11 protein-coding genes are annotated in these 13,275 nt (G+C 60.9%); 3 read left to right on the top strand and 8 right to left on the bottom strand.

The window, feature by feature from the left end; translation table 11 throughout:
* The first annotated feature begins 109 nt into the window (after positions 1-109).
* Positions 110-2,044, top strand: a complete 1,935-nt coding sequence (locus ACR52_RS07145) for a BCCT family transporter (protein ID WP_236692123.1) — start codon at positions 110-112, stop codon at positions 2,042-2,044.
* Between the two features lie 174 nt (positions 2,045-2,218).
* Here the strand turns inward: ACR52_RS07145 and choV are convergent, their stop codons facing one another.
* The 3 genes from choV to ACR52_RS07130 form a co-directional block, all read right to left on the bottom strand.
* Positions 2,219-3,397 carry a choline ABC transporter ATP-binding protein gene (gene choV / locus ACR52_RS07140; RefSeq protein ID WP_048722341.1) on the bottom strand — a complete coding sequence of 393 codons (1,179 nt, stop codon included), beginning with the start codon at positions 3,395-3,397 and terminating at the stop codon, positions 2,219-2,221.
* Entirely contained in the window at positions 3,394-4,239 is an 846-nt protein-coding gene (choW, locus tag ACR52_RS07135; RefSeq protein WP_048722338.1) for a choline ABC transporter permease subunit, read from the bottom strand. Before choW ends, choV begins: the two co-directional genes overlap by 4 nt.
* Positions 4,240-4,320: 81 nt before the next feature.
* The gene (locus ACR52_RS07130; protein WP_048722336.1) at positions 4,321-5,268 is read right to left on the bottom strand and encodes a choline ABC transporter substrate-binding protein; all 948 of its coding nucleotides are present in this window, start codon (positions 5,266-5,268) and stop codon (positions 4,321-4,323) included.
* Positions 5,269-5,840: 572 nt separating this feature from the next.
* Between ACR52_RS07130 and ACR52_RS07125 the strand changes: the two genes are divergently transcribed.
* Entirely contained in the window at positions 5,841-7,217 is a 1,377-nt protein-coding gene (locus tag ACR52_RS07125; RefSeq protein WP_048722334.1) for an L-serine ammonia-lyase, read from the top strand.
* Positions 7,218-7,757: 540 nt separating this feature from the next.
* Positions 7,758-8,861, top strand: coding sequence for a choline metabolism transcriptional regulator GbdR (gene gbdR / locus ACR52_RS07120; RefSeq protein WP_048722332.1), 1,104 nt, complete (start codon positions 7,758-7,760; stop codon positions 8,859-8,861).
* 147 nt (positions 8,862-9,008) lie between these two features.
* On the opposite strand, the gene ACR52_RS07115 is transcribed toward gbdR, so the two are convergent.
* The 5 genes from ACR52_RS07115 to ACR52_RS07095 form a co-directional block, all read right to left on the bottom strand.
* Positions 9,009-9,272: a hypothetical protein gene (locus ACR52_RS07115; protein WP_048722328.1), complete on the bottom strand. Its 264-nt coding sequence runs from the start codon at positions 9,270-9,272 to the stop codon at positions 9,009-9,011.
* A gap of 315 nt (positions 9,273-9,587) precedes the next feature.
* Positions 9,588-10,067, bottom strand: a complete 480-nt coding sequence (locus tag ACR52_RS07110; RefSeq protein ID WP_048722327.1) for a thioesterase family protein — start codon at positions 10,065-10,067, stop codon at positions 9,588-9,590.
* Between the two features lie 105 nt (positions 10,068-10,172).
* Positions 10,173-11,138, bottom strand: coding sequence for an L-carnitine dehydrogenase (locus ACR52_RS07105; RefSeq protein ID WP_048722324.1), 966 nt, complete (start codon positions 11,136-11,138; stop codon positions 10,173-10,175).
* An 86-nt stretch (positions 11,139-11,224) separates the two neighbouring features.
* Complete coding sequence (locus ACR52_RS07100) at positions 11,225-12,112, bottom strand: BKACE family enzyme (RefSeq protein WP_048722322.1); 888 nt, start codon at positions 12,110-12,112, stop codon at positions 11,225-11,227.
* An 88-nt stretch (positions 12,113-12,200) separates the two neighbouring features.
* The gene (locus ACR52_RS07095; protein WP_048722319.1) at positions 12,201-13,145 is read right to left on the bottom strand and encodes a choline ABC transporter substrate-binding protein; all 945 of its coding nucleotides are present in this window, start codon (positions 13,143-13,145) and stop codon (positions 12,201-12,203) included.
* Between the last annotated feature and the right edge of the window lie 130 nt (positions 13,146-13,275).

The raw sequence follows: 13,275 nt of genomic DNA, 5'->3' as shown, positions 1-13,275 counted from the left end.
GGATAACCGTTGCCTTGTGTTTCTCTCTCGCACTGCCTGGAGCATCTGCGCCATGAGTTCTGCCTCTCTTATAAAGACCCCGCCGGAAAAGGTACGGGTCAACGGTTGGGTGTTCTACACCTCTACCGCGCTGATTCTGTTGTTGACTGCCATCCTGATCATCGCCCCGCAGGAGGCCGGGCGCATGCTCGGTGTCGCACAGGCGTGGCTGTCGAAAAGCTTCGGCTGGTACTACATGGTGGTCATCGCCGCCTACCTCGTGTTCGTGTTGGGCCTGGCGTTTTCGTCCTACGGCAAGTTGAAACTGGGCAGCAAGGACGACACCCCGGACTTCAGCTACGGCGCTTGGGCGGGCATGTTGTTCTCGTCGGGCATCGGCATCTCGCTGCTGTACTTCGGCGCTTCCGAGCCGTTGGACCACTACTTCAACCCGCCAGAAGGCGCGGCCGCCAGCAATGGTGCGGCACGCCAGGCGTTGCAGCTGACCTTCCTGCACTGGGGCCTGCACGGTTGGGCGATCTATGCCTTGGTCGGCCTGGCCGTGGCGTACTTTGCGTATCGCCATAACCAGCCGCTGGCCTTGCGCTCGGCGCTGTACCCGCTGGTGGGCGAGCGTTGGGTGAAAGGCGCAGCCGGCCACGCGGTGGACGGTTTCGGTATGTTCGTGACGCTGCTGGGTTTGGTGACCAACCTGGGGATTGGCTCGATGCAAGTGTCGTCCGGGCTGGAAAACCTGTTCGGCATGGAGCACAGCAACACTAACTTGCTGATCGTGATCATCGTGATGAGCACCGTGGCGACCATCGCCGCCGTGTCGGGCGTGGAAAACGGCATTCGCCGCCTGTCCAACCTCAACATCGTGCTGTTCAGCGGCTTGCTGATCTTCGTGCTGCTGTTCGGCCCGACCCTGCACCTGCTCAACGGCCTGGTACAGAACACCGGTGACTACCTCAACGGCATCGTGCTGAAAACCTTCGACCTCTATGTGTACGAAGGCGACGGTGACAAAACCGAGCGCTGGATGGGCCTGTGGACCCTGTTCTACTGGGCCTGGTGGATTTCCTGGGCGCCGTTCGTGGGCATGTTCATCGCGCGTATTTCCCGGGGGCGCACGGTGCGGGAACTGGTGGCCGGCGTGCTGCTGATTCCGCTGGGCTTTACCCTGGCGTGGCTGTCGATCTTCGGTAACTCGGCTTTGGACCTGGTGCTGAACCACGGTGCAGTAGAGTTGGGCAAGACGGCGCTGGAACAACCGTCCATGGCCATCTACCAACTGCTGGAGCATTACCCAGCGTCGAAAATCGTCATCGGCGTATCGATCTTCGTGGGCTTTGTGCTGTTCCTGACCCCGGCGGATTCCGGCGCGGTGATGATGGCCAACCTTTCTTGCAAAGGCGGCAATGTGGATGAAGACGCGCCGCACTGGTTGCGCATCTTCTGGTCGGCGGTGATCACCCTGGTGACCATCGGCCTGCTGTTTGCCGGCAACTTCGAAGCCATGCAAACCATGGTTGTGCTGGCGGGGCTGCCGTTCTCGGTGGTGCTGATTGTGTTCATGTTCGGTTTGCACAAAGCGATGCGCCAGGACGTGGCGATGGAGTTGGAGCAGGCGCAACTGGCCGAACGTGGCCGTCGTGGTTTCAGCGAACGGTTGAACGCGCTGGACTTGCAGCCAAGCCAGGGCACCGTGCAACGTTTTATGGACAAGCATGTAACCCCGGCGCTGGAAGACGCCGCGACGGCGTTGCGTGACCAGGGCCTGGAAGTGCAGACCTTGCTCGGCAAATCCAAGCGCTGCATCGGCGTGCGCATCGAGATGGAAGAGGGCAACCCGTTTGTCTACGAAGTGAGCCTGGATGCTTATTCGTCGGCACCGGACGACTTGCCTGAAGAAGAACGCACCCGTTACTACCGTGCCGAGGTGTACCTGCACAACGGGCCTCAGGAATACGACCTGATGGGCTTCGCCCAGGAACAGATCACCCGGGACGTGCTCGATCAGTTTGAAAGCCATCGGCAGCTCCTTGGCCGTGTCTATAGCTGATAGTTGAAAGGCCGGTGGTGTCGTCACTGACACCACGGGGTCAAAAAATGTGGGAGGGGGCTTGCTCCCGATGGCGGTGGTTCAGTCAATTAATCAGGTGACTGACACACCACCATCGGGAGCAAGCCCCCTCCCACATTGACCCTGTTTCTTCAATGGGTCTTGCAGTGTCTGTTAACCCAGGTTCTTGCCCAAGAGGGCGTGGTAGAGCTCACTGTCGCCCAAGATCCCCACCACCTGGTTGTTGTCATGCAACACCAGCTTGTTCCCGGTGTGATACCGAATCTGCAACGCATCGCGCATGCCGATGTTCGAATCCACCAACGTCGGGACCCGGCTCAAACCTTCCACGGGTTGCCCTGGCGCCCAGTTCTGCAAGTTCATCACCACGCCATTCTGGCGGGCGCCCTGGATGGTGTTGCCTTCGGCCAGGTCCAGCCATGAGTCGCCGCTCGGGTCGAGGCACACCGAGCCGTTCACGCGTTTGCAGTTGTCCAGCGTGCGCATCAGGCTGCGCCCGCACAGTACGTTCAGCGGGTTGGTATGCGCGACGAAGGTGCGCACATAGTCATCCGCCGGGTTCAGCACGATCTCTTCCGGCACGCTGTACTGGATGATCTTGCCGTCTTTCATGATCGCGATACGGCTGCCCAGTTTGAGCGCCTCATCGAGGTCGTGACTCACGAACACGATGGTCTTGCTCAGCTTGCGTTGCAGTTCCAGCAGCTCGTCCTGCAGGCCTTGGCGGATCAGCGGGTCAAGGGCGGAGAAGGGTTCGTCCATCAGCAGGATATCGGCGTCCATCGCCAACGCACGGGCCAGGCCGACGCGCTGCTGCATGCCACCGGAGAGTTCGTCGGGCTTCTTGTTGCGCCACTGGGTCAGGCCCACCAGTTCGAGTTTTTCATCCACCAGCTTGCGCCGCTCTTTCTCCGGGCGGCCCTGCATTTCCAGGCCGAAGCTGATGTTCTCGCGCACCGTCAGCCAGGGCATCAGGGCGAACTTCTGGAACACCATGGCGATGCGCTTGGTGCGCATCATTTTAAGCTCGGCCGGGGTGCAGGACGCGATGTCGATCTGGCGACCTTCATGTTCCACAAACAGCTGGCCACGGCTCACGGTGTTGAGGCCGTTGATGCAGCGCAGCAAGCTCGACTTGCCGGAGCCCGACAGGCCCATCAGCACGCAGATTTCGCCTTTTTCCACATCCAGGCTGGCTTTTTCAACGCCGACAATCTGCCCGGTTTTTTTCAGGATTTCGTTACGGCTCATGCCCTGGTCCAGCAGCTTGAGCGCTTCGCGTGGGTCTTTGGAGAAGATCACATCGACATTGTCGAATCGGATAATGCTCATGCATCACCCCCTACTTTGGCGTCGGGTTGTTTGCAGATACGGTCGAGCATGATGGCCAGCAATACGATCGCCAGGCCGGCTTCAAAGCCCAGGGCGATGTCGGCGGTGTTCAGTGCGTTGACCACCGGCTTACCGAGGCCGTCGGCGCCCACCAGGGCCGCAATCACCACCATCGACAACGACAGCATGATGCATTGGGTAATGCCGGCGGCAATGCTCGGCATGGCGTGGGGCAGTTCAATGCGCGAGAGTAGCTGACGGCGCGAGCAGCCAAAGGCCTTGCCGGCGTCCATCAACTCTTGCGGAACGTCTCGGATACCCAGGTAGGTCAGACGGATAGGCGCGGCAATCGCGAACACCACCGTGGAAATCAGCCCGGGCACCACACCCAGCCCGAAGAGGGTCAGGGTAGGGATGAGGTAGACGAAGGTCGGAACGGTCTGCATCAGATCGAGAACCGGCCGCATCAGGGTGTAGAACATCGGTTTGTGCGCGGCAACAATGCCCAGCGGCACGCCGATGACCACGCAGACCAGGGTGGCGAACAACACCTGCGCGAGGGTTTCCATGGTTTCCTGCCAGTACCCCAGGTTGAGGATCAGCAGGAAGGAGGCGATGACAAAAACCGTCAGCCCCCACTTACGTTGAATAAAGTGAGCCAGCAGCGCAATCAGACCGATCAATGCCAGCGGATTGAACCAGGTCAGCGCGAACGTCACGCCGTGGATCATCGTTTCCAGTGTCGATGCGATCGCGTCGAAGTAGTTGGCACCGTGTTGGGTCAACCAGTCGACGAAGGCAGCGATGTACTGGCCTAGTGGGATTTTCTGTTCAGTCAGCATGGTAGTGAATGTCCACATGCGAAGAGGGAAAACATCCCGGGGCAGCGCACCACCCCGGGGTCAGCACTGCTACTGAGTTAGTTACTTGGCGAGGTACGCTTTGACGGCCTCCAGACCGGGTTTGCCGTCGACGGTGGTGACACCGGCCAGCCAGGTGTCGAGCACTTGCGGGTTCTTCTGCAGCCAGGCCTTGGCCGCGGCGTCGGGCTTCATCTTGTCGTCCAGGACGTTACCCATTAGGGTGCTTTCCATGGTCAGGGTGAACGACAGGTTTTTCAGCAACTGGCCCACGTTGCTGCATTCCTGGGTGTAGCCCTTGCGCACGTTGGTGTAGATGGTGGCCTGGCCGTAGTTGGGGCCGAACGAATCGTCACCCCCGGTCAGGTACTTCATCTTGAAGCGGGTGTTCATCGGGTGCGGTTCCCAGCCGAGGAACACGATGGCCTGGCCGCGCTTGGAGGCGCGTTCCACTTGGGAAAGCATGCCGGCTTCGCTGGACTCGACCACTTTGAAGCCGGCGGTTTTCAGGCGGAAGGCATCTTTGTCGATCAGCGTCTGGATGGTGCGGTTGCCGTCGTTGCCAGGCTCAATGCCGTAGATCTTGCCGCCCAGCTCCTCCTTGAATTTGGCGATATCTTTGAAGTCTTTCAGGCCCTTGTCGTACAACGCCTCGGGGACTGCCAGGGTGTACTTGGCGTTCTCCAGGTTGGCGCGCACGGTTTCCACGGTGCCGGCATCACGGTACTGCTTGATGTCGTTTTCCATGGTCGGCATCCAGTTGCCGAGGAAAATGTCCATGTTCTTGCCGTCGGCCAGGGACTTGTAAGTCACTGGTACCGAAATCATCGTGGTGCGGGGCTTGTAGCCCAGACCCTTGAGGACTTCGCTGGTGGTTGCGGTAGTGACGGTGATGTCGGTCCAGCCGACATCGGAGAAATTGACGGTCTGACACTGTGCCGGTTCTGCAGCGTGCGCCACGACTGGCAGACTCAGCATGGCGGCCAACAACAACGAGGGTGAACCTTTCATGGGGGTAGACTCCTGTGTCTTTTCTGGCGGCATTCGCCGCGCTTTATGGTGTTGCGGTTGGGGCGTGCGACGACAGCTCTGGCACGGTGCCTTGCAAACGAGTCGAGACTGATCATGTACCAGTGAAAATCTGACGCCTACAGGGGGCGTCGTATCCAGTACAGGCATGGTCGTATCCAGTGTCGGTGACGTCGCTTATAGGTTTTTCCCAGGGCAAAACCGCAGGGTTTGCCCATTTGCACCGCTAAAAACGGCCAAAACAGCGCATTGCACGTGAGCGACGCTTGTGAGCATGAGTGCGTCGGTGTGAGACGCCGTGAGGGCAGCCAAAAGCTTGATGATGCCGCCATCTGGGCCGGTAGCTCGCGTAACCCTTTATTGATCCCAGTTTCGGCGCCAGGCACCCATAGCCTGCGTTGCTGCTCCTCGCCATAGCGCAGCTATGACTCGTCGCAGCGCCTTGTCTATGGGCACCTGGCATCCGAACTTGAACTCAATAAAAGGGTCACGCGAGCTACGAGCGTAGCAGCTCATTCGAGCCTGGCCCGTGCTTATCGAGGAGTTCCACGGCAATGGCTATCAGCGTTTTCGACCTGTTCAAGATCGGCATCGGGCCTTCGAGTTCTCACACCGTCGGCCCCATGCGCGCCGCGGCGTTGTTCGTCCAGGCACTACGCGTTCGTGAACTGTTGGAACAAGTCAGGGGTGTCGAAGTTCAGCTCTACGGCTCTTTATCGGCCACCGGCATCGGTCACGGCAGCGACACCGCCACCATCATGGGCCTGATGGGTGAATGGCCGGACGCGATCGATCCGTCGCAAATTGGCCTGCGTATCAGCACCCTGCGCGAGACCAATACGCTGCTGTTGGACGGCCGCCTGCCGGTGCCCTTTGTATGGGCGCGGGACATGCGCCTGCTCGACGAAAACCTGCCGTTCCATCCCAATGCCATGACCCTGGTGGTGACCGGCGATAACGGTGAATTGCACCGCGATACCTACTACTCGGTGGGCGGCGGTTTTGTCGTGGACGAAGCCCAGGCCCGCAGCGGTGTGGCGGACATGGACCGTACCGAACTGCCCTATGATTTTTCCAGCGCGGTAGAGCTGTTGCAGTTGTGCAAGACCCACAACCTGCGCGTTGCCGAGCTGATGCTGGCGAATGAAAAGGTTTGGCGCTCCGAAGACGAAATCCGCAGCGGCCTGATGAAGCTCTGGCGCGCCATGCAGGCGTGCGTCGAGCAGGGCCTCAAGCACGAAGGCATCCTGCCTGGCGGCTTGAACGTACGCCGCCGCGCGGCAAAGTTGCACCGTAGTGTGCAGGAGCTGGGCAAGCCGAATGTGATCGGCTCGACCTTGAGTGCGATGGAATGGGTCAACCTGTTCGCCCTGGCGGTGAATGAAGAAAACGCGGCCGGTGGGCGCATGGTCACCGCGCCGACCAATGGGGCGGCGGGGATCATTCCGGCAGTGCTGCATTACTTCATGAAGTTCAGCGACGAAGTCACCGAAGCGAACGTCGTCGACTACCTGCTCAGCGCAGCGGCGGTCGGGATTTTGTGCAAGAAGAATGCGTCGATCTCCGGTGCCGAAGTCGGTTGCCAGGGCGAAGTGGGTTCGGCCTGCGCCATGGCTGCGGCCGGGCTTGCCGAGATCCTCGGTGCCACACCGGAGCAGTTGTGCAACGCCGCCGAAATCGGCCTGGAACATAACCTCGGCCTGACCTGCGACCCGGTGGGCGGGCTGGTGCAAGTGCCGTGTATCGAGCGCAACGCGATTGCGGCGGTGAAGGCGATCAATGCGGCGCAGATGGCCCTGCGTGGCGACGGCCAGCATTTTATTTCCCTGGACCGGGTGATCCGTACCATGCGCGATACCGGGGCGGATATGCATGACAAATACAAGGAAACGTCGCGGGGTGGGTTGGCGGTGAGTACGGTGGAGTGCTGACTTGCTTTTGTACCGATCGACCGATCGTTCCCACGCTCTGCGTGGGAATGCCTCACTGGACGCTCCGCGTCCGCTCTTAAGGTCGTGACGCAGAGCGTCACAGGATGCATTCCCACGCAGAGCGTGGGAACGATCAGTGTTGCTCATAAAGTGAACACCCAAACCAAAAGCGCCACCTTTTAGCGCGTCGCAAACAGATAAGTAGCTCCCAATCGATTTTCCTCCCGACCACCCGTCACCTGTGCGTGCGGTGACAGACTTTTCCTACGCTCTCAAAGAGCCTTCCCACAAGTGCTACCGAACTGCTCACGCCCCTTGAGTCGGCTCACTCCTACGTCAAATCCGGGTCATATCCCGCACTCCGCGCGGGGGCTTATATAGACGCGTCATCAGGTCGTTTTCAGGAGTTATTGAATGGCCATTCAATTTTAGGCATGGCATTTGCTCTATCAATACAAAGCCTCTCTCCCGCTGGAGAAGAGCGCAATAACAAGAGCCTCGCCTGAGGCCATCACCCGCTTTGTGTGAGGAGATACCGCGATGACGTCGTTCAACTCCGGGGCTCAACCCCAGAACCGTGCGCCTCAATCCATCGGCTTTTTGCTGCTGGACAATTTCACGCTGATTTCCCTGGCCTCCGCAGTGGAACCCCTGCGCATGGCCAATCAGCTGTCCGGCCGCGAGCTGTATCGCTGGTCAACCCTGAGTGTCGACGGCAACCAGGTGTGGGCCAGCGACGGTCTGCAAATCACCCCCGATGCTTCCATGCACAAAGCCCCGGCCCTGGACACGGTAATCGTGTGCGGCGGCGTGGGTATCCAGCGCACCGTCACCCGCGAACACGTGTCGTGGCTGCAAAGCCAGGCGCGTCAGTCGCGTCGCCTCGGCGCCGTCTGCACTGGCAGCTGGGCCCTGGCCTGCGCGGGTTTGCTCGACGGGTTTGATTGCAGCGTGCACTGGGAATGCCTGGCGTCGATGCAGGAAGCGTTCCCGCGTGTAGCCATGAGCACCCGCCTGTTCACCCTCGACCGCAACCGCTTCACCAGTTCCGGCGGCACCGCGCCGCTGGACATGATGCTGCACCTGATCAGCCGCGACCACGGCCGTGAATTGTCGGCAGCGATCTCCGAGATGTTCGTCTACGAACGTATCCGCAACGAACAAGATCACCAGCGTGTGCCGCTCAAGCACATGCTCGGCACTAACCAGCCGAAGCTGCAGGAAATCGTCGCGCTGATGGAAGCCAACCTGGAAGAGCCGATCGACCTGGATGAACTGGCGGTGTACGTCGCGGTATCGCGTCGCCAGCTGGAGCGCTTGTTCCAGAAATACCTGCACTGCTCGCCGTCGCGCTACTACCTCAAGTTGCGCTTGATCCGTGCGCGGCAGCTGCTCAAGCAAACGCCGATGTCGATCATCGAAGTGGCGTCGGTGTGCGGGTTTGTGTCCACGCCGCACTTCTCCAAGTGCTACCGCGAATACTTCGGCATCCCGCCACGGGATGAGCGTGTAGGTTCCAACACCGCCCAGCAAGTGGCGATGATGCCGATTCCGCAGGCACTGGTGTTGTCACCGTTGTCGGGGCCGATGTCGGCGTTGAGTCAGGCGCGCAATGAGTCGACTTTCGCGAGCGTAAGGCTGTAGACCTTGTGGCGAGCGGGCTTGCCCCGCGTTGGGCTGCGAAGCGGCCCTAAAACCTGCCGGCGGGGTATGCCTGACACACTGCGGTGCGTCTTATTGGGGCCGCTTCGCAGCTCAACGCGGGGCAAGCCCGCTCGCCACAGGAATCGTTCAGGCGCCGGAGTTTTGTTTGAACTGCACCAACGCCGGCAACAGCTGCTTGTCGATCGCCTGCCTCACCGCCGGCAAAATCGTCGCGCTGCCGGTGTACATCTGCTCAACCATGCCTTTTAGCGCCTGGGCGCGCGCTGCGCTCAAACCCCGCACCGCACACTCGCAGGCCTGCTCGGCGGTGGCGCCGCTGGACACCTCGAAACCCAACGAGCGCAGCTGGCTCAGCAGGTCATCCTGGTCAATCAAATCCGCGTGCATCATGACGTTTATCCTGGTGAAGGGAGCGGGGGATTGACCTGGATTCTGGTAGGCCCCACGCCGGTCGGCAAGGGCAGAATGTGCGAATGGCTCGGATGGCTATGAACAGGTCGTTTTCGGGCCAATTGCCGATTGCATGAATAGGCACACTGAGCCCAAGCAAGCAGCTTGAAGGTTTGGTCACCCTCGGGACGCACGGCTCACACAAAGCACTCTGCCCCGATCCAGTCACGGCTGGATCGGGGCTTTTTTTGCCTGGGTTTTGTGGTGGCTGCGCCACGGTCTACCACCAGCAGCGGCGGTTTGCATGGCGACTCCTTATGATTTTTTGGGCGGCAACCCAATCACTCGGCCGAGCAGGGCGGGGCGTGGAAGGTCGGTCTGCTCGATGCTGATGGCCGAGAGTCTGGCCAGCGTAGCCTCGGTGAAGGGCGCCGAATGCGGGCCGGCGAGGTGGACGTGCAGCAGCATCTGCTCGTTGCCGGCCAACTCCTTTGCGTCTCCCACAAGGTGCAGGCTGTGATAGAGGTGCAGGCGCTTGGCGTCGTGGGCGATGAGGTGTGTGTGCACTTCCACGTCCGCGTCCAGTTTCACTTCATGCAGATAGCTCAAGTGCAACTCAAGGGTGAACAAAGAATGGCCGCTGGCCTCGCGGTTTTCGCTGGTAAGACCCAACGTGTCCATCAGCGCGTCGGTGGCGTAGCTGAAAATCAGCAGGTAGAACGCGTCGCGCAAGTGGCCGTTGTAGTCGACCCATTCCGGGAGGATTTTGGTGGTGTAGGTGGTCAGTGTGGGCATGGCTGAAATTCCAATGTGCACGCGGTCAACTGTAGGAGCCGGCTTGCCGGCGATAGCGTCCTTAAGGCATACACCGCCATCGCCGGCAACTCGGCTCCTACAAGGTTATTCGGCGAAGCTCATGCCGTGTTTTTGCTTGGTCGTCTTCACCGCCTCCAGCACCGCCAGCAGGCAATCATCACGATAGCGCTCCAGCGCCGAAATGCTGTGGCTACCCAACTGCTCGCTCGTGCCATCGACCACGTCGTCGATCAACTTGTCGGTCAGCTCCGGCGCCGGCAGGTACGTCCACGGCAACTGCAATGCCGGGCCGAACTGCGCCATGAAGTGCCGCATCCCTGCATCGCCGCCTGCCAGGGTGTAGGTCAGGAACGTGCCCATGAACGACCAGCGCAACCCTGCGCCAAACCGGATCGCATCGTCAATCTCGCCGGTGGTGGCCACGCCGTCATTCACCAGGTGCAACGCCTCACGCCACAGCGCTTCGAGCAGGCGGTCGGCGATAAAACCGGGGACTTCCTTGCGCACATGCAACGGGCGCATGCCGAGGGATTCATACACCTTGATCGCCGCCTGAATCGCTTCCGGCGCCGTGTTCCGGCCGCCGACCACCTCCACCAGCGGCAGCAGGTAAACCGGGTTGAACGGGTGGCCCACCACGCAACGTTCAGGGTGGGTCGAGCCCTCGTAGAATTCACTCGGCAACAGGCCCGAGGTGCTCGAACCAATCAGCGCATTCGGCTTGGCCGCCGCGCTGATCTTGCCGTGCAGTTCCAGTTTCAGCTCCAGGCGCTCCGGGGCGCTTTCCTGGATGAAGTCGGCGTCTTTCACGCATTCTTCAATCGTCGCAACAAAGCGCAGGCGGTCTTGCGATGCGCCCGGTGCGAGGCCCTGTTTCTCCAGGGCACCCCAGGCATTGGCGACGCGTTTGCGCAGGGCTGCTTCTGCACCCGGTGCCGGGTCCCAAGCGACCACATCGAGGCCGTGGGCGAGGGCGCGCGACACCCAGCCACTGCCGATAACACCGCTGCCCAAGGCGGCGAAGGTTTTGATATCTGTAATAAAACGCATGGCGACATTCCTGAATAATGGGGTGAACCCCTGTGGGAGGGAGCAAGCCCCCTCCCACAGGTTTTGATCCGGTTTTGACAGGGGGGTTAGCCGCGTTTTTTGAGGCCCATCTTGATGCGGCCTTCGGCAGGGGTCATGACCCGCGCGCCCAGGCGGCTGAGGATTTCACTGGCGCGTTCCACCAGTTGGCCGTTGGTGGCGAGCACGCCTTTGTCCAGCCACAGGTTGTCTTCCAGGCCGACCCGCACGTTGCCGCCCAGCAGCACCGCTTGCGCCGCCATTGGCATCTGCATGCGACCAATACCAAAGCCCGCCCACACCGCATTGGCCGGCAGGTTGTCGACCATGGCTTTCATGGTGGTGGTGTCGGCCGGCGCGCCCCATGGGATGCCCAGGCAGAGTTGGAACAGCGGGGTGTCGAGCAGGCCTTCCTTGATCATCTGCTTGGCGAACCACAGGTGGCCGGTGTCGAAAATTTCCAGCTCGGCCTTTACGCCCAGCTCTTGAATGCGTTTGGCGCCAGCGCGCAGTTGCGCCGGTGTGGACACGTAAATGGTGTCGCCATCGCCGAAGTTCAGGGTGCCGCAGTCCAGGGTGCAGATTTCCGGCAGCAGCGCTTCCACGTGGGCCAGTCGGGTCAGCGGGCCGACCAGGTCGGTGTTGGGGCCGAACTCCATGGGGTTCTCGCCGCTGCCGATCTCCAGGTCGCCGCCCATGCCGGCGGTGAGGTTGACGATAATGTCGATGTCGGCTTCGCGAATGCGCTCCATCACTTCGCGGTACAGCGCGACGTCGCGACTGAACTTGCCGGTTTCGGGGTCACGCACATGGCAATGCACAACGGTGGCGCCGGCCTTGGCAGCTTCCACGGCGGCTGCCGCGATTTGTTTCGGGGTGACCGGCACGTGTGGGCTTCTGGCGGTCGTGTCGCCAGCACCGGTGAGTGCGCAGGTGATGATGACGTCGTGGTTCATGAGGCGGGTTCCTTACAGGCATGATTTGAAGGGCGTGGCGATGCCGTTCGCAGCCAGGAGCGGCTGCGACACGGTGATGCGAATCAGGTTATTTGCTGGTCAATTGCAGGTTTTCGGCGGCCGGTTTGCCGTCAAAGGTCGTCACACCTTCAAGCCAACGTTTTTGGTCTTGCGGGTGATCCTTGAGCCACTGCTTGGCGGACTCGAAAGCGTCCTTGTGATCCAGCAACGGCTGCATCATCCGGCTCTCGTCGGCGGCGGTGAAGGTCAGGTTGGTCAACAGCTTGTGCACGTTGGGGCACTGCTCGGCGTAGGTCGGCGAGGTCACGCTCCACACCGTTGCCATGCCTTCGTTCGGGCCCAGGGCGTCGTCGCTGCCGGTGAGGTAAGTCATCGCCACGTTGACGTTCATTGGGTGCGGCGCCCAGCCGAAGAACACCACGGCTTCCTTGCGGCGCACGGCGCGGTCGACGGCGGCGAGCATGCCGGCTTCACTCGACTCCACCAGTTGGAATTTGCCCAGGCCGAACTGGTTCTTGGCGATCATCGCCTTGATCTGGGTATTGGCGCCTGAACCTGGCTCGATGCCGTAGATCTTGCCGCCCAGCTCTTTCTCGAACCTGGCGATGTCGGCGAAGGTTTTAAGGCCCTTGTCCGCCAGGTAAGTCGGCACGGCGAGGGTCGCGCGGGCGTCTTCCAGGCTCGGTTTTTCGAGGACCTTGACCTGTTTGGCGTCGACGAACGGGGTGATGGTCTGCGTCATCAGCGGGTTCCAGTAGCCGAGGAACATATCCAGGCGCTGGTCGCGGATGCCGGCGAAGATAATTTGCTGGGACGCGCTGGTTTGTTTGGTCTTGTAGCCGAGGCCGTCGAGCAAAACTTGAGTCATGGCGCTGGTGGCGATGACGTCGGTCCAGTTCACCACGCCCATGCGCACGTTCTGGCAAGAGGCCGCGTCGGCGGCCAGTACGTTGGTACTCAAAATGGCGCTGGCGCTGAGTGCGAGCACGCAGCGGCTGATCAGTCGGTTCATGGTGGATCCCTCGGCAGGTCGTTATTGTGGGGGCCGGCGTCTTTGTGCGCCGTGAGGCTGATGTGCAGGGATAAGCTACGCAGCTTGTGGCGCGACAAAACGCACGGCGGCGACCCGCTCTTGCACTGCA

Source organism: Pseudomonas fildesensis, from assembly GCF_001050345.1.
Classification (GTDB): Bacteria; Pseudomonadota; Gammaproteobacteria; order Pseudomonadales; family Pseudomonadaceae; genus Aquipseudomonas; species Aquipseudomonas fildesensis.
Note: the sequence above shows the minus strand (reverse complement) of the source record. Positions and strands in the feature narration are given on the sequence as shown.